General features: G+C 41.7%; 19 protein-coding genes. All 19 read right to left on the bottom strand.

The genetic code is table 11. The annotated features are described in order from the left end of the window. Positions 1-6 precede the first annotated feature (6 nt). A complete protein-coding gene (locus DXD11_RS08790; protein ID WP_118758219.1) occupies positions 7-1,128 on the bottom strand; it encodes a DUF3383 family protein in 1,122 nt (373 codons plus the stop codon). Then, positions 1,118-1,708 carry a phage neck terminator protein gene (locus DXD11_RS08785; RefSeq protein ID WP_118758218.1) on the bottom strand — a complete coding sequence of 197 codons (591 nt, stop codon included), beginning with the start codon at positions 1,706-1,708 and terminating at the stop codon, positions 1,118-1,120. Before DXD11_RS08785 ends, DXD11_RS08790 begins: the two co-directional genes overlap by 11 nt. Continuing rightward, positions 1,705-2,082: a hypothetical protein gene (locus tag DXD11_RS08780; protein WP_118758217.1), complete on the bottom strand. Its 378-nt coding sequence runs from the start codon at positions 2,080-2,082 to the stop codon at positions 1,705-1,707. The genes DXD11_RS08785 and DXD11_RS08780 overlap by 4 nt, the downstream gene beginning before the upstream one ends. Beyond that, positions 2,082-2,546, bottom strand: a complete 465-nt coding sequence (locus DXD11_RS08775; RefSeq protein ID WP_055274170.1) for a hypothetical protein — start codon at positions 2,544-2,546, stop codon at positions 2,082-2,084. Before DXD11_RS08775 ends, DXD11_RS08780 begins: the two co-directional genes overlap by 1 nt. After that, positions 2,536-2,925 (bottom strand): DUF4054 domain-containing protein, encoded by a 390-nt coding sequence (locus DXD11_RS08770; protein WP_118758216.1) that lies wholly within the window; start codon positions 2,923-2,925, stop codon positions 2,536-2,538. Before DXD11_RS08770 ends, DXD11_RS08775 begins: the two co-directional genes overlap by 11 nt. Positions 2,926-2,937: 12 nt before the next feature. Further along, positions 2,938-3,333, bottom strand: coding sequence for a hypothetical protein (locus tag DXD11_RS08765; protein ID WP_118758215.1), 396 nt, complete (start codon positions 3,331-3,333; stop codon positions 2,938-2,940). 15 nt (positions 3,334-3,348) lie between these two features. Next, entirely contained in the window at positions 3,349-4,362 is a 1,014-nt protein-coding gene (locus DXD11_RS08760) for a DUF2184 domain-containing protein (RefSeq protein ID WP_118758214.1), read from the bottom strand. A gap of 17 nt (positions 4,363-4,379) precedes the next feature. Beyond that, a complete protein-coding gene (locus DXD11_RS08755) occupies positions 4,380-4,892 on the bottom strand; it encodes a structural cement protein Gp24 (protein ID WP_118343921.1) in 513 nt (170 codons plus the stop codon). Further along, positions 4,892-6,241, bottom strand: coding sequence for a DUF2213 domain-containing protein (locus tag DXD11_RS08750; RefSeq protein WP_118343920.1), 1,350 nt, complete (start codon positions 6,239-6,241; stop codon positions 4,892-4,894). The genes DXD11_RS08755 and DXD11_RS08750 overlap by 1 nt, the downstream gene beginning before the upstream one ends. A 49-nt stretch (positions 6,242-6,290) precedes the next feature. After that, positions 6,291-7,232 carry a phage head morphogenesis protein gene (locus DXD11_RS08745; RefSeq protein ID WP_118592575.1) on the bottom strand — a complete coding sequence of 314 codons (942 nt, stop codon included), beginning with the start codon at positions 7,230-7,232 and terminating at the stop codon, positions 6,291-6,293. A 128-nt stretch (positions 7,233-7,360) separates the two neighbouring features. Beyond that, entirely contained in the window at positions 7,361-7,543 is a 183-nt protein-coding gene (locus tag DXD11_RS08740) for a hypothetical protein (RefSeq protein WP_118343918.1), read from the bottom strand. 4 nt (positions 7,544-7,547) lie between these two features. Further along, positions 7,548-9,710, bottom strand: coding sequence for a phage portal protein (locus tag DXD11_RS08735; RefSeq protein WP_118343917.1), 2,163 nt, complete (start codon positions 9,708-9,710; stop codon positions 7,548-7,550). A gap of 11 nt (positions 9,711-9,721) precedes the next feature. Continuing rightward, positions 9,722-11,152 (bottom strand): DEAD/DEAH box helicase family protein, encoded by a 1,431-nt coding sequence (locus DXD11_RS08730; RefSeq protein ID WP_118758213.1) that lies wholly within the window; start codon positions 11,150-11,152, stop codon positions 9,722-9,724. Continuing rightward, positions 11,145-11,954 (bottom strand): terminase gpP N-terminus-related DNA-binding protein, encoded by an 810-nt coding sequence (locus DXD11_RS08725; protein ID WP_055274178.1) that lies wholly within the window; start codon positions 11,952-11,954, stop codon positions 11,145-11,147. The genes DXD11_RS08730 and DXD11_RS08725 overlap by 8 nt, the downstream gene beginning before the upstream one ends. 101 nt (positions 11,955-12,055) lie before the next feature. Further along, a complete protein-coding gene (locus tag DXD11_RS08720) occupies positions 12,056-12,577 on the bottom strand; it encodes a ParB N-terminal domain-containing protein (protein ID WP_003502242.1) in 522 nt (173 codons plus the stop codon). Next, the gene (locus DXD11_RS08715) at positions 12,570-13,718 is read right to left on the bottom strand and encodes a phosphoadenosine phosphosulfate reductase domain-containing protein (RefSeq protein ID WP_003502241.1); all 1,149 of its coding nucleotides are present in this window, start codon (positions 13,716-13,718) and stop codon (positions 12,570-12,572) included. Before DXD11_RS08715 ends, DXD11_RS08720 begins: the two co-directional genes overlap by 8 nt. Next, positions 13,709-14,338, bottom strand: a complete 630-nt coding sequence (locus DXD11_RS08710; RefSeq protein ID WP_055274213.1) for a ParB/Srx family N-terminal domain-containing protein — start codon at positions 14,336-14,338, stop codon at positions 13,709-13,711. The genes DXD11_RS08715 and DXD11_RS08710 overlap by 10 nt, the downstream gene beginning before the upstream one ends. A gap of 121 nt (positions 14,339-14,459) precedes the next feature. Then, a complete protein-coding gene (locus DXD11_RS08705) occupies positions 14,460-15,245 on the bottom strand; it encodes a phosphoadenosine phosphosulfate reductase domain-containing protein (RefSeq protein WP_003502239.1) in 786 nt (261 codons plus the stop codon). Continuing rightward, positions 15,238-16,623 (bottom strand): sodium:solute symporter family transporter, encoded by a 1,386-nt coding sequence (locus DXD11_RS08700; RefSeq protein ID WP_118758212.1) that lies wholly within the window; start codon positions 16,621-16,623, stop codon positions 15,238-15,240. The genes DXD11_RS08705 and DXD11_RS08700 overlap by 8 nt, the downstream gene beginning before the upstream one ends. Positions 16,624-16,817 lie beyond the last annotated feature (194 nt).

The raw sequence follows: 16,817 nt of genomic DNA, 5'->3' as shown, positions 1-16,817 counted from the left end.
CTCCTTCTATGCGTACACAAGATTTCCATTGATATTTACAACCTGGATTGCTCCAGCTAATTTAGCTGTAAATTTGCAGCCTGTTAACTGTCGGGATGCCTTTTCTACATCACTCATACTTGCAGACGAAGGTACGATAATTGTATATCCTGGAATCTCGTTATCATCGTCGTCATACTCAGTTGGAGCAACACCCCCTACTTTCTGCCCCACTTTTAACGATTCTTCCATCTTACCTTCAATCGCAGTAATACCTTCATCAGTAAAAGGCACTTTCGTGTTCAACACAAGAAGATTAAATACTCTTTCCTGCATGTCATTCTTTAGCCAATCTCTGAATCGAATTGTGTCAATCCATTCGTTTCCAAGCACCTTACCGCCCATCGAACTTGTAACGTTCTTTTTAGCATAAGTCGTAAAATATGTGACATAGTTTCCATCACAGTATTTTTTCATATCAGTTGATAACTTGCACGGATATACCGCAGCCAGTTGTTTTAATCCCCATGTTTCACTTCCTGGATCATATCCAAAGCACTTAGCCATCATTGCCAACGAAATATAATAATTTTCGTCCGGTGTTTCCTCAACATCAGGGACACCACCTCCATAGACAGCAAAGCTGCGGAAATAATTCGTTGTGCTAACTGGCAAAGTCTGCTCAACAAATGTAAATCCAAAGATCTTCTTATTGGCTTCTGTCCATTTGATTGTTTCTTCAATATCTGCTTTATTAAGAAATGCTTTTGATAAAGCAATTCCATACCATCCGCCAGCTTCTTTCGCCCTGTCAAGAGTGACGCTAATTTTCTCATATGTAACAGGATCGCTTTCATCACTCACAACCTGTCTCGCAATAACATAAACAAGACTTGGCTTTGGTGATTGTGAAAATGCCACATTCGCCATAATGTATGCCTGTGATTCTGTTGAAAAGCCATAGTCCGCAAGTTCTCCTGCCTGCGCTACACTAATGACTTTTGTTCCGATATTGTCAGTTGATTTCTTTCCAACAACAGGTCCTTCAACAACAAGTAATACATTGTTGAAACTTTCGTCACTTGAACCCGGAGTAGAAATCTCAATGTCTACATTAACAATATCATCAAGATTATTTCTAATTGCCATTGTCTGTTTCCTCCTGTATTCTTATTTCTTCTATTGCATAGGTTTCTGCCTCTACAAATTCCTTCATTCCTCCACCGCTTGGATTCGGAACGGTTTGAATTCCAGATACTCCATACTTTCCATCAGCCAATCCGACAAATGTTATTGTGAATTCGCACATGGAACGATAATTGAATTTCGTATCTCCGATCAGCTCTGATAAATCTCTTATTGGTGGATTCATAACAATAGTTACATTCTTTTCAGCCAATTCTTCTGTAATTCCATCCGAATCAAGAAATCTGATAAATTCTTCCAAATCTTCTACTGCTGTATTCTCAAAGTAGCTTCCATTTCCAGCTTTTACCTCTTTCCCAACAGTATATAAGTTGATTTCAAAAATGAAATCATAATTGTAATATCTATGTTCTCTTTCATCGTCTGACAAAGGAAAGGCTGACCTATTCAAATTGCTATATCCAAGCGTTATATATGGCGGTTTAGGTGTTACACCTTTGGTTTTCGTCCACACCACCATCGCTCCTGGATGATATCGCTTAACAAGTTCGTAAATGAACTTCTTAACCTCCGAAAATGTCATTCTGTTTCCTCCATTTCAGAATTGCTCGGCTCTTTGTTCTCGCTGACTGGTATCAGCTTAAATGTTGATGTCCAATGCTTCAAAATTGTATTCCTGCTTAGGCGAGAAGACATACATTCAAACCATCTTCCATCATACAGAAGCTGGTCTGACCTAACACATTCTTCCTGTTTTGATGTTCTAACAGGGAAATCTCCAAAAGTTTTCAACATTTCCTCATCCCTGCTTCCACCAGCCTCTATAACTTCATCATCAGATAAAGTCTGCACATCAAGAACAACCTGGATATCTTCATACCCCGCTGTTGGATAACCATCTATAATCTTGTCTTCTCCATATCTTCTTAATGTGTATGTACTACCAAAAAATGGCATTAGTCAGAACCTCCTTTCTCCTGTATTACATAGTTAATAGACTGCCTCATACGACCTGTATCAATCAATGGTTTATCAGAACCCTTCCGCCTGATTGTTTCTGGCGAGTTTGGGACAAAATTACCATTAACGATTTCTTTCTGAATCAAGCCTTTCTGAAACACACCTATTTTCTTTAACACGTCTTCGGCAGAGCCACCTTTTACCAGCTGTGTTCTCATTGACTGCAAAAAGGCATTGATTTCTGGTGAATGTGCATCGACACTATCTCGCAGGAAAGGTCTTGACGGGATATGGACAGTGCCGAGTTCATTGAACATTGCTATATCAACTAAATCAACACCATCCTCGCTGCCTGCCCCCTGTTGTATGCCGATACGAACCTCAAGTTTATTAAGATCCTCCAACATTTTCTGAAATTTCTTGCCATCTGCAGTAACCTTCTCTTTAATCTTAACCGCCACAGTCCACACCCGCCGACACAATTGTGACAATGCAGCGCTTTCTCAAATTAAGATACTGCATACCATACACCGTTAATCCGAATTCCGAATCCGTCGCAGTGTTTCCTGCCTGATTATTGGAAAAGGACACCGATGTCTCACCTTCCGAAACAGAAGATAATCCAATGGTGTCCCCTATCGTTCCTATGCCGATTGTCTTTCCTAAACCAGACATTTTCATTTTATGTGCCGCTAAATATGCCAAAGCCTGCGGATACAACTTTCTGAACCTCTTTTTGCTGATAAGTGGCTCTGCAAGAGATATGAAAGTCTGTACTGTATCATCTGGTACATCTGCAAACTCGTCCATAGTCTTTCTTATAATTTCAAAGGCATCCACAATGGTCACCTCCTACTTGCTGAGTTCGGCTACAATTTTCTCCTTTAGAGTATCAACGGTATCATCGTCCGTTACCTCAAGTCCCATCCCTACAGCTTTTGTAAGAAGGTCATCTTTCTTCATGGTCTTTACAGCTTTAATCTCAGCTTCCTTGGTCTTTGCTGCCTTTTCCTGCTCTGCCTTATACTTTGCAATAGCTTCCTCTTCGATACGAGCTTTTTCAAGGTCACTAATACCTGTTTTCTCCTCCGCAGAGACATTCTGGGAGTCAACCACAATCCCTTTCTGCAGATAGTAAGAAATTACCGGATGGGTTTCCATTCCCTCCGGTAACTCTAAATCCGCTCCAGGAAGGAGTGGCTCTCCGTTGATTCCGATAATCTTTCTCGACTTATTGATAATCTTCATAATGTCATTTCCTCCTTAAATTCCGTATGCAAGAAGCATTGATAACGGATAATAAATGATAAGTCCAGCAGTTCTTGTTTCGCAAGGAATCTCTGTCTCAAGTTTCTGGACCTGCAATGGGTACTGGTAGAACGGAAGCGGAATTTCCAAACTGAACTTTTCCGGATCCTTCGTGTACATAAATGCAACATTCTTTCCTGTAGGATTGATATCAGTAGCGGAATCCTGTAACTCTGCCATGCTCTCGAAGTTCTTTAAGTATGGTGCATGTTCTTTGATAAAGCTGAGTACAGTAGTCTCCGTATCTGGAATTCTCCTTGTTGAAAGATCCATGTAAATGTACGATGGAAGAGCTAATGTATCAGGCTTTTCGATAGACATTGTAATCTTGTCAACAAATTTCTGCATGCCATTGATATCATCAAGAATCTGATCAGCAGTCTTATGTGCCCAGTCTGTGTACTTCTTTCCATCAACTTCAACCTCGGACAAAGTGTACAGAGGAATGTCGGTACCATCAGAGAAAATGCCGACGAGGTTATGTTTCTTATCGCCTGCAAAAGCAATCTTATTAACCATATAATCTGACGCTCTTCTTGCAGCTGCACCTTTTCTGGCATCAAGAGACTTTCCTGCCATTCTGGAAGCTCTCATTTCCTGCACATTGTAACCATAGCTGTCACCGACAGACTTAATAGAAGCAGTGTGAGATTCGCCCTGTACATCAACTCTAGGAAGGTCTGTGGCATAATTGTTAATGATTGCCGCCATACCGGTAATATCATAGCTGTAATATGTTGTGGTTTCTGCTCCCTCATTAACCTCAGAAGTGATAGGGAAGTAAGACAATGCAGAGAGCTCCGGATACTGCTTGTCATAAGTCTTTGTCTTTACCTGGTCAAGTTCTCTGGCAAAGAATACAGTTGCAGATTCAACACTATCAAAACGAAGCTGCTCACTTCCCGCAAGCCCCTTAACAAGGGTAGAGCCCTTTAATGCACTGTAATCATCCATGTTAAAATCTTTCATTCGTGAATACCTCCTTCTTATTTCTCCGCAGCTTTCACAACCGCACCCGGTCTGAACTCTGCGTTTGCAATGCCATTATCAGTTTCTCCAAGGAAAATAGCATTTACTTCCACCTTGGTTGCTGTATCTGCAGATGTTGTGAACTTTCCTGCCTCATCACCATCCGTAATTAAGTAAACCTTCTCCTTGTATGCAGGTTTAGCTGCTGCTCCAGTCTGCACCCAAATTCTTCCAAAATGAAGGCAGCCTACTGTACGCTTGCTGTTGATGGAAACATTGTTATCCATATCCTTTTCCACCATAACAGAATTGTGTACTACAACACCCTCAAAATCATCAGATGTTGCACCTGTTGCCGGAAGTTTTACGTCAGTGCCTTTATTTGTTCCAACGACAACACCAAGACCAAAGGCAACACCATCACCTTCTGCCTGTCTTGTTGTAACATCATGGGCCGATAAATCAAACAGCCCGCCGGCCACTCCTTTAGGAAAGCCAAAGCCATAACTTGTCTGTACTGCTGTGCTCATTACTTTCTACCTCCTGTCATATTCGCAATCATTTTCTTACGAGCAGATGTTGAATTACTAACCTCTTTTGCATCCTTGCGGACCTTATCAGCTGCAATTCTCTCTCTCTGATCATTAGTGCTCTTTCTCTCATGGAATGACTGCTTTGCAATGTCATAAGCTGCATTGATATAGCTGTCGCTCTTTCCATCAAGATTCATCTTCGGATTAACTGCCTTGATAATGCGTTTTCTTCCTTCTCTTACCGAAAGTCCCTCAACTCCATCAAGGTTTAATCGGTCAGCCATTCGGCACACATCAAGGCGGTCCTGAATAATTTTATCCACAGAATCCATGTTTACTCCTTTCTGTTTCTCCGGATCGCATTCTGCACCCGCTCCCTCATCATCCGAATCTGTGTTTTCGTCTGTAGGAGCAGTTTCTTCTTTCTCTCCAGCGTCTTCTCCTTCATCACCATTCATATCGCTCTGAGCCTGCATCTTGTCAATCTCCTGCAAGAGAGTATCAAGGTCTGCTTTCTGCTCTGCAATAATATCCTCTGGCGACATACCATCACCCTCAGCATCTCTGCGGTCAATATTCTCCTTGACCTTTTCAACGGGTGTCTTTTCCGGTTCTCCATTTTCCTCCGGATTGGCTGCTGGTGTTTCCTCTGGATCTTCTCCATCAACTCCCTCACCAGTTGCCTGATTTGCGGCTTTCTGAGCCTTGAATAAAGCAATAGCAGCTTCCATCTCTTCTGGTGTAAGCTCTTCGCCCTCATCAGCTCTTCGGCCTTTTGAATTAGGTTTGTACATAATTACTTTGCCTCCTTTTAAGATTTGTGTATCATCATCCTTGCCATCGATATTCAAGCGAGCAGTTTCTCCCGCTCTTGCTTCTCCGACAAGTGCAAGATGATTGATTTCGATATTTTTCTGAATACAATCGTATTTCTCTCCGTGATATACTCCCGGAGTATCATCAGTATCAAGGCTGTATCCAAGGGATAACTCTTTCAATCCGCAACTTTTCAAAGCATTTGTATCATGAATAATAATCTCACAGCGAACGCTATCTCCATCCCTGTATCCTTCACTCATAATTGTGCCTATCTGTTCTCTGCGGACATTCTCCTTATCCACTTCTCCAGCATCATGTGTAATGATGATTGGTTTGCCCTTGTAACTCTCCAACGATTTCTTGTCAAAGACATTCTCAGGCAATCGGAGTTCCCTCCGTGTGCTTCCATCATCATTCTTATACTCAAATATGCCACATGTAGTCACAATTGGGTGATCTACAAGATAGCCTTCATCTGTGTAATAAGTCTGATCCATGGAAATGCTGTCAATTCGTTTCAGCTTCACTTTCTGCACCTCCTGCTTTCTGTCACTTTTTCAATGCAACCACTTCCTTTCAAACTGGCAAATCCAGATTATCTATATCAAACACCGGAATTGCGCAACACCGGCATTGATAATCCTGTCCAGGATGGCATTTTCTGCCATTTCCTACATCTGGCGGATTGTCCCAGCTGATTATCTTTCCTTCCAGCTCTCTATGGCTTTTCCGCTCTCGTCTATCCATTACTCCAGACCATTCATACTTTGGCACACCCGCATCCCTCTGCTGGCTCTCCGTAATATCTGCATTAAGCTTTGCCGTTTGGTCTCTGGCAATCAGCTTTGCATGACGCTTACTCATTCCGTATTGCCGCTGAATCTCTTTTACAATATTGGTTGTAGTCGTTCCTTTCATGTAGTTTTCATATACCAGTTCTTTCATTCTATCGAGAGATTGATTCGGAACAGTCTTTATTAAATCCACATTATCAGACACCCATTTTTCCAACATCTTTGCGTAATATTCTCCAGAATAATAATCATCAAGCAAATTAATACCCAATGTCTTGCTTACCGCTTTCTTCCACTCTTTAACGGTGAGCTTATGGTCTAGGTTGGCAATTATATTTATCTGTCTTTTCAAGTCGTAAAGTCCAAAAGCGGCATCCAGTTCTCTTTGGATTGTCTTAAAAAGAATTGTGAGGCGAACTATTGTATTGTCTAAAGCTGAAAATCGTGCTGTCCTGCGTTTCTGCTCATTATCTTTCTTTGAATCCGCACGAAGCTGCGTGCCCTCATTAAGTATTTGCTTTATATCTGGCATATACTTCATAAGCACCTCTTTCTCGATAGCCATATATGCATTTACCAATCGCATATATTCTCTTTCCGCACTGTCCGGATACTTAGGTCTGTATTTACACGGGATAATCCGTTTTCCTTTGTTTTTCTCTTTCAATTCAGACCGAAGTAATTCTTTTCGTAACATTTCATCCAAGCTATCACCTTCTCTCATTGCCTCTTATTTGGAATTATGCTTGCAATCGTCTATTTCACTGCTGACACTAAAAAAGCCCCATAATGCCACGATTAGCGGCACTACAGGGCAAAAGAAAAGAGCCTCACACTCGCAAGGCTCGTATCTTATATTCCAAGTTCATCCAGATATTCTAAAATATCATCACTCTTTCTTGCAGGATCTTCCTTGATGTAATCTTTTACTTTCCGGATATCCTCATCATCATGCTTAACTGCACACAAAACGCAGCCAACAAAATCATCATAAGTATCACTTACATTCTCCAGAAGTTTCTTCAATTCATCCATCGGTCTAATCCTCCTCTGTCTTCATGAATATATCGTAATCATCAAATCCATGATTCTTGAATCTATAATAGTATGTAGGGCTATCTGGCTCATTTGAACTCGTGCGAATTGCGCACACTCTCTTTCCCTTGTACTTTGCATGATACACATTATTTATGTCATGCGTGACCTTTGCCTTTTCCTTTGCAGTCATTGGTAAGGACTGGGTTTTCTTTCTCTTAGAGTTGCTCTTCTTATTCTTTCCTCCACTACCCTTCGGGTACCTTCCAGAACCAGGGCCTCCGTCTGCTTCCATATTACTTTGACTTACCTCAGCTGTCAACCGAATTTCATCCAGTTGCCTTAGAAAGTCCTCAAGTGAAAGTCTAAACGGAAGGAATAAGTCCATGTCAAGAACACTTCCTATATCTTCAAAACGAGCATCTTCCATCTCTGTATTAAAGCATATTGGATTTCCATAATACTCTGTGCATAGAAAAACCTGCGAAGGACAATATTGTTCGGACATACCAGAAATCAAAGTTACCGGAATTATATTTGCTATATTGATGCCAAATTCTTCCCTTGTTTCTCTTATGGCTGCATCTTCCGGTGTTTCCCCTATTTCAATATGTCCTCCAGGTCCACACACAAGTCCATTGTCTTTCCTTGTGCCAACAAGCACTTTCCCATCTTTTACAACAATGACACCGCATCCGGTAGGAGTAACTGTATCAAACGCAGAATCAGTCTCGGTTTCTTCCTGTTCCTGCGGCTCTTTCACTTCTGCAGACAATGCCGTATTCGATGTCTCTGCTGATTCATTTGCATTAGTTGGAGCATCATCCACCATTGCTTCCCAATCATCTTCATCATCCAAAATATCGTTTACTGTAAACTCTCCGTTTTCAGCTAAACGTTTTCTGACTTCCGAAGCGTCAAGAGCCTGCATATCCACATAAACCTGTGCTGTCTGTGCCTTTGTAAGCTCCGTTGCAGCCTTTGTCTGATCTACTCCCGCCTGCTCCGCTTCGCTCAAATTCCATAAAGGCTTGAATTTCAGAGTATAGTCAGGAATTTCCTCAAACTCTCCCTTATACTTTCCGGCAATCAAGATAATATCAATCAGTACTCCAAGATTTCTTTTGAGGTTCAACTTCTGAATCTTATTCACATAGGAGTAATAGTTCTCCATATCTCCCTCTCCGGTGGAGTTTTCGCCGGCTGGTGACCTTCCAAAGAGCTTCGTCTGTGGGATGTTTGTTACTGCTGAAAGCATATTGCATGTCGCATCGATAATATCCTTTACTCCGGAAAATGTCACAGTCTTATAATCGTAATCTTCTCCGTTCGCATCAATAGCTATGGAATTGATGATGCCCTTCGCCATATCGATTATACGCAGTCTCCTAAGAACAATATCCTCGCCCTCGTCTGTTTCCAGAAGGTTGGCAAGGTCATTCATCTTATAAATTGCTTGTACCGCCCTATCAAGCAGCTTAACTCCATTCCCATGCGATGTAACAGTTTCCTGCAAGGCTTTATGTATCCTCGTGTACTCTGGCATGCCAAAGAAACGATATTCTGTCCTCGAGCTGGATTGTGGCAATGTTCCATTCTTGAACAATAGGCACCTGCTTTCGTGGACACGAAACTGCTTGCCATACATTGGAGATACATCGTAGAATTCAGGCTTTCCAAATTTCGACCATTTACCGGTCTTTGGATCGTGATTATATATGCTGTTGTAATCTGGTGTAATCAAAGGTCTTTCAAACACAAGCAGTTCATCAATCCCTCTGATATTATCCCAATCCACAGGCTCATCAATCTGTTTCCCATCATCAATTATCATCACCATAAGCGAACCGCCATATAGTCTCGACCATTTGATAGCTGTAGAAGCTGCACCCTCAAAGTCCAACTCGTCAAGTGAATCATTGATAAATGTTTCCAAGTCAACATCATTTACACCATATTCAAATCCACTACTAACAGCATCATCAGATGGGATATCTATTATCTTAGCGAACAATCCGTTTTCCTCGTAGTTCAGTGTGAGTTCCACATCTGTTACAGGATCATCACTCTCAAAGCGATACTGCTCTGACACATCATCTTGAGTACCATACTTATTCATCAGATTCTTATATCCATCTGCTCTGCTTTCTTTCTCATTGTCCTGCATTTCCTCACCTCCTAATCTACGAGACTTCCAATATTGAATGTCTTTTTCTGATAGCAAGACAGCGCAACCGCATCTGCTCTATCTGGGGAATCAATTCCTCGTTTCTTCATTTCCTCTTTGCTTTCAAGCAGCATCTTTCCCCTGCTCGTCAGCCTGTACTTCCTGCAAGTAAACTGAGCGACAAGCTCATTGTCATTTTCCAGACTTACTTCCTCCATCATCAAGGCATCTTTCACTGTGCCCCAAAGATATGTTGTCATATTGTCGTAAATATCACAGGCTTTCTGCTTCCCATCACCAATTGTTTCTTCCGGAACTTTACCTGCGGCATTAACCGGAACAATCACCATTCGTGTGAGCTTTTCTTCCTGTTTTACTTCCTCGAGGCGGTCTGTAACTCCGCCACCAAGGCCGCAATCATCAATGTTAATGTATATCTTCCCTCTGTATCGTGGGAACTCTGTTATAGCTTGTCTATAGAGCTGCACAATCTTTCCAACTGTTGTCATAAGACTTTGCCCTCTGAATGATACAGGAAGTGTTATTCTTCCTCCTACGTTCTTAGCAATAACTGTTTCATCCGAGCCATATCTCGCAACATCCACACCGAATGATATTCGCTTAATAGGGACATCGTCTGGCAAATCCAACATGCAGCAATGCTCTACTATAGAAAGAGCTATAAACACATCATCTTCCTGCTTTGGAAACTCTCCGAACACACGCACCAGCACGACATTACTGTCACGACCATACTTGCGTATAAGTGATTCAATATTCTGCTTGTTGGTTCTCTTACTGTCTGCAGATGATACCGTGTGGCACCTGTATATGGACCTATCTACATTAAAAGCATCGTAGAATGTTCCAGATGTTCTCGTCGGGTTCCCGCACATCAGCAGCTTATTGTTTGCACCAGAAAGAGTACCGAGTATTGCTTCCATGATAGGATCTGCAACACCAGAAGCTTCATCAACAATGAACAGCATATTATCTTCGTGAAAACCTTGCATATTCTCTGGCTTTGTAGCAGTCCTAGCTACGGCAAACCAACGCTTTTCGTTGCCAACCATATAAATATAGGTCTTCGTCCATTTGAGGATGTCTGAAAGTAAAGGAGACTTGCTCATCCACTTGCTGACTTCGGACCACAATACATCGTGCAACTGCTGTTTGGTAGGAGCTGTTGCAACAATTCTCGGATAGGGATAACAGCATAAAAACCACAGCAAAGCAACAGCTTCCATACCTGTTTTTCCAACACCCTGTCCAGACTTGATTGCAACCTTCGGGCTTTCTGCCAAATCCATCAAAGCTTGTTTTTGCCAATCATCAGGCTCAAACAGCAATACCTCTTGTGCAAATAGCACCGGATTTTTCCTGTATATTGGGATTTTCTTCTGGAAGAATTTTCTTCGTAATGTCCGTGAGTTCTTATTCATCTTCGCTCACTTCCTCTCCCAATACAGCTGCAATCCAATCATCAACCGCATCGTTGCCAGCACTTTCACTTTCAAGCCTTGCCTTTTCTATGCGATACTTGGACAACGCTTCAATAGCCTTTGTCTTTTTGCTCTGCACAGTAGAAAGTTCCTGTTCCAGCCTCGCTATGATCATATCCTTATTAGCTGTGTGTGTTGCTATATTATAGGACTTACCCGGAAGAATTTCTTTATTATCAACCTTCTCCTTCTGGCGCCTATCGTACTCTGCCTCTTCCTCTTGGTCTTTAAACGAGCGTTTTGACTCGCTTCGGTTCACATCCATTACCGCAACCTCTCCTTTTTGTTCGCGGTATTTATTGATTGCTTTAAGTATTCTTCGCTCTCTAATCGAAAAAAGCTGTATCTGTTCCATCAGTTGAAGCTCTGTATCTTCTGGAATAGACTCAAGAAGTTCCTGCTCATCTGAATCCAACGCATCCATAAATACAGGAACATAACCACCATGCTTTGTTCTGTCTGGTGGAGGGTTTGGGTTTGGATTGCCAGAACCGCCTTTTGCATTCTGATTTTTGGGTTGACCTCCCCTCTTTTTCTTTTGCAACGTTGCATTTTTCTTCTCATTTTTTTTCGCAACGTTGCACTTGTTTTTTTTTGAGGCTTTTCCCCATCCGTACCGGTTCTTCCAGCTGCGGACTGTTCCGTCTGAAACTTCCAGTTTCTTAGCAATCTCAACCATTGCCATACCATCATTGAATAGCTTTTCAGCTTGTGTTACTTTCTCACTCGGTGCTCTCGGCATATCACCACCTCTCTCCTGTTCGTTTTGCAATCGTGGACGCACAAAAGGGAGGGTGTATGCCCTCCCGTGTGTCACTCTCACGAATATTTATTGTTTTAACATTAAATCTTCGTTATAAACTCTGCTTTTGAATAACCTTGATTTGGTTTAATCATCATATTCAAAAAGTCCTCTTTGGAGAAGTCCGATAATCGGAATATTTCCTCTGGTCTCATACCAAGCTGCTTACCGATTTCTTCAACAGATTTCCCCTCTCCCATAAGCTCTCTAACAATCGCTTTCATAGGTTCAAGCAAATGTGTACCTCTTGCCCTGTTGTGGGTTACAGTACCGTAAATATTACCGGCTTTATCCTTATGTTCTACAATTACAACAGGAACCTTGCCTTCAAGCATTGATTTCAGAGGTTCTTCCCCTGCAACAGTCCAACGATGAAAGCCATCAATAATCGTGAAATCTGGTCTCACGACAATCGGCAGCGTCCATCCGTTGGTTAGTATGGATTGCTTCAGCAATTCCAAGTTCTGCTTCGATACTTTATTTGGGTTGTAATCGTTTGGTTTTACTCTGTCCCTGTCTACCCATTGGAGAGTGGAAAGCGGACTACTCAATTTCTTATCCATTTGTCATGCCCTCCTTCTTTTTGGCTTCTGTAATGTATTTACCATAGATTCTCTGATATAAAGCACGATAGGAACGCAGCTTTGGATCACCAGAAATAAGTCCTTCATATATAGCCTTGCAATCCTTATTGTCCGCAATAGCAGAAACACTCATAAAGAAGTTCCTGTATCGTTCCGCAACATATCTCTTGTGCTTCGTTTGGAAATTTCCATCCATATCAGAAAACAATTCTAAAAGGGCGGCCTTATAATCTTTTTCCGTCATCCCCTTCTCGTTTTGTTTTCTTGCAGCTGTGCTTCTACCGAACATCTCGCTATCCCAATACAAGGCGGCCAGATATGCGTTCGGTTCTCGCCTTACTATCCGTTCCATAAGATCCGGATAATATTCATTCATTTTGACAAGGCTTTTTGCCGTGTCAATCGAAAAGAACTGCGATACCCTCAATTGTCCTTTTCGTGTTCCTGACTGCCACAAGAACAGGTAAATCTCTGGTATGTCAACTTTTTCCCGAAGGAGGTAAAGCCATACATCATTATTGGTCCAATCATATATCGGAAATACCTGGTGTTTATTCGTCATGGTCTTTCCTGCTCTCAGCATAGTTGCAATATTCTGCAGTCTCTGTACTGATTCCGCTGTTCGGATTCCTGTAATCGTAATTCCTCCGCTGCATATTCTTGGAAGAAAATCCTGATATGCATCAATGCGAGGTCTTAACAGCGGATGGTTTCTGATTGCGAATGATGGTGGCTGTCTTACCCAAACATCTTTTTTATATCTGTCCCAACAAATAAATGTTTCATCGTTGGACAGTTCATTAAAGCAGTTGTAGTGTTTTACCTCAAGGCAATACCACTCAAACTTTGCTCCAATTAACATAAATCTTTTTCGCCATTCCCTCACCTTATCTTCCATGCAAGGGAAAATGGCTTCTTCATCTATAAATTGTACAATAAGCTGTGCCGGATTGATTTCCCCTGCCTGCACAAGCTCCATAACAAGCTGTGCCATACAAAGGCTGTCCTTACCACCGCTGAAAGACATATACACCGGCAATCCGTTTTGGAATACATTTCTTATACGGATTTTGGCGGCCTTTACAACATCTATACTGGATTCGCACCGCTTTATAGCCATATTTTCTCCCCGCATTTCGGACAGATAACAAATTTCTTTACTTCGGTGGTATCTTCACTGTCCTCTGGCATTTCCTGTTGTGGCTGAGCAATTGGCTGCGGTGCTGGTGTTGCCTGCTCCGCCTCCGCTTTTTGAATCTGCTGTTCTTTTCTCTCTCCGCTTTCTTTAATACTCTGGATTTCTTCATCATCCAAAGTGCCATACTCGGAGAGCTTTTCTGTAACATCCTCTGCCTCTGACACCATCTGCTTTAATATGTCTTCATCAAAGCCCGGGATATCAAGGTCGCCCTGCAGGTCTTCTAAAAAGCTATTGAGTGTATCGAGATTTTCAATACCTAAGCTGAAAATCTTGTTGTCTGCAATCATCAGCTTCTTTTTCTGATTTTCAGTAAGATTGTCATACTTATAAACATCAGCTGTTTCTTTTCCCATGGCAATCAATGTTTCATACAAACCATTTCCTGCCAAGATTACATTGTTTTCGTCAACAACAATCGGACGGATCTGTCCGAACATTTTGACACTTCTTTGGAACTCCTTCAGCTGTTGCTCCGTATGAATTCTGACATTCTTTTCTGGCTTCACAAGGTCCACCAGCTTCATTGTGATAATTTCCATCTTTGTATCCTCCTGTATTTTGATTGGAGGAACAAATCCGTATGATATATAAGCTATCTGCAAATAGCAAAAGACAGCACTTGCAATCCTTTGTCTGCAAATGCTGTCAAATGTCAGCAACTTATTTTATTGTCTTCAAGAATGCTTTTGCACTCTCAAAATATTCTGCCGCCTCATTTACTATGGAGCTGTCAATCTCATAGATTTCGCTCCAGGCATTCTCTGTACTTCCTGTCCATTGCCGTGCTGGCCAAGGATGTGTTCCGCACAGATAGCCATTTTTCCAATCATATATAGGCGGCATAGCCAAATTATAATAATGGATATATGCCAAAACCTGCTCATGCGTCCAATCTGACAAAGGGCTGTATCTTGTAACTCCCTGACTGTTGGTATAAATGTTATCTCCTTTTCCAACATAATTCCCATCAGCTCTTCGTCTTCCGAGAAGGAGCATATCAAGATTGTTTTCTTTGTAGTATTTTGCCTGTCCTCTGTGCTGAACAATGTGAAACCATTGGGCGGCATACTTGCTATCCTGTGGGAAAAGCATGTGCGGATGGGCAACAAGCCATTTTAAGTCCTGCCCTGTATTGATAATTGTCAATTCCGGAGGCTTATTATCCTCAACCCATTGCGTAAATGCTTTATACTCCAAATTGCTGATTACGAGGACGCAGGAGCTTATTCCTGCCCGACGGCAAATTTCTCCAAGAACAAGGGAATCTTTTCCACCGCTCCATGCATAGGCGGCTTGCTTTCCCTTTGTCTTGGCTTTAATATCCTGTATTGTCTTATTCACAAGCTGATCCAGTTCTTCTTTGGTTATCAGCTGTTCGATTTTGTCAAAAGTTTCTATCCAGTCAGAGTTTTTGATTCGCTGCTTTCTTCCGAGTACGCTATCCATTCTCTGCCCCCCTCTTTCTGCTTGCAATCAAAGCGACTGTTCCGGATAACAGGACTGTCAAAAGACTGCCTGCTGTTTTATAAGCTGCAGTTCCTGTGATATTTCCATAAGCAAATACAGGAAGTCCTATAATCAGTGCGGTCGCAATACCAGTAACAACACCTTCTGGTTTGAGCTTTACTCCCTTTAATGTAAATATTGTTGGGAGAAGCGTTGCTGCTCTGAGTGTGCCATACATTAAAAACAAATGCGTAACTGTAAGCCCTGGGATATTGGCAACTATAATTCCTATTACCAACAGCGCAACCATGGCAATCTTGGTCTTTCCGAGTGTATTCTTTTTGAATATGTCTGTTGTGAGGGATGATATTGCACACAGATTACTGTCAATCGTAGATAATAATCCAGATACAATCATAAATAAAAATGGGATTACCGCCCAGCTCGGAAATAACTCTGAAATGAGTTCAAAGTTAATCACACCTGTATCAATTGCCGTATATCCCATTCCAGCTCCGACAAACCCAAGGATTCCCATTGACAATGGCACCATGCCAAATAGAATTGCTCCAACAAAGAAAGCCCTTCCTATTCGATTTTTCTTTACACAAAATGCTCTCTGCCAAAAACATTGGTCGCCAAATGGTCCCGAGATAAGCCCAACTGTTGTGGGGAGTCCAAAACCAAGAAATATCTCTATACCTTTTGCAGAGAAAAGGGAGCTGCACTCTCCTGTATATCCGCCAATTCCTGCGAACATATTTTGAATACCACCACCATTCTTAATGCCGAAAACTGCAAAGCAAACGCTTGCAATCAACATAAAGACCATCTGTATAGAATCCGTCAGTATCGAAGCCTTTATTCCAGAGAACTGTGAATACGAATAGGCAATCACAGCCATGATTACTGTCATGATCCAGAATGGAATGCCTGTAAGCATACTTAATATTTTACTTCCTGCCAATAACTGGACTCCTGTAGATAATGCCGATAATGCTCCAAGCTGAAACAGGTAAATATTTTTTACCGATTCAGACTGGTATTTCTGGTGCATATATCCAGACAGTGTGATTCCTTCCGGCATTTCTTTTCTTATTCTCCTAGCAAACGGAATAAAGAATATGAGGCAAAGCACATTAGGTACCAGAAACCAAAACAGCCCTGCAAAGCCTTTGGTATAAGCATTCTCTGTTGATGTAAATAGTGAAGGAGCCCATATCCATGTAGCTGCAATGCTTAATGCAGATATAAACCATCCTGTATTTCTATTTCCAACACAAAACCTTTCGACGCTTTTCTCTTTGTTTGTCATAAGTACTGTTGCCGCAATCATAATTACCGCATAAGCAGCCAGCACCATAATTGTGTAATTCATTATTTTCCTCCAATCAATATTATTCTGGAGGAGCAGGTGCATTTCCTGTTCAATCGTCTCTCCTTTCTCGGAAAGTTTGCATCAAAAAAGAAGCCTGCAACAACTCTGCAGACTTCCCCGACGTTCGATTTAGAATTTTACAAATATGATTTTGCCATTTATAAGCTGTGATGTCAATGTAATTATTTTGTAGA

The organism is Coprococcus sp. TF11-13, from assembly GCF_003481085.1.
GTDB lineage: Bacteria > Bacillota > Clostridia > Lachnospirales > Lachnospiraceae > Coprococcus > Coprococcus aceti.
Note: the sequence above shows the minus strand (reverse complement) of the source record. Positions and strands in the feature narration are given on the sequence as shown.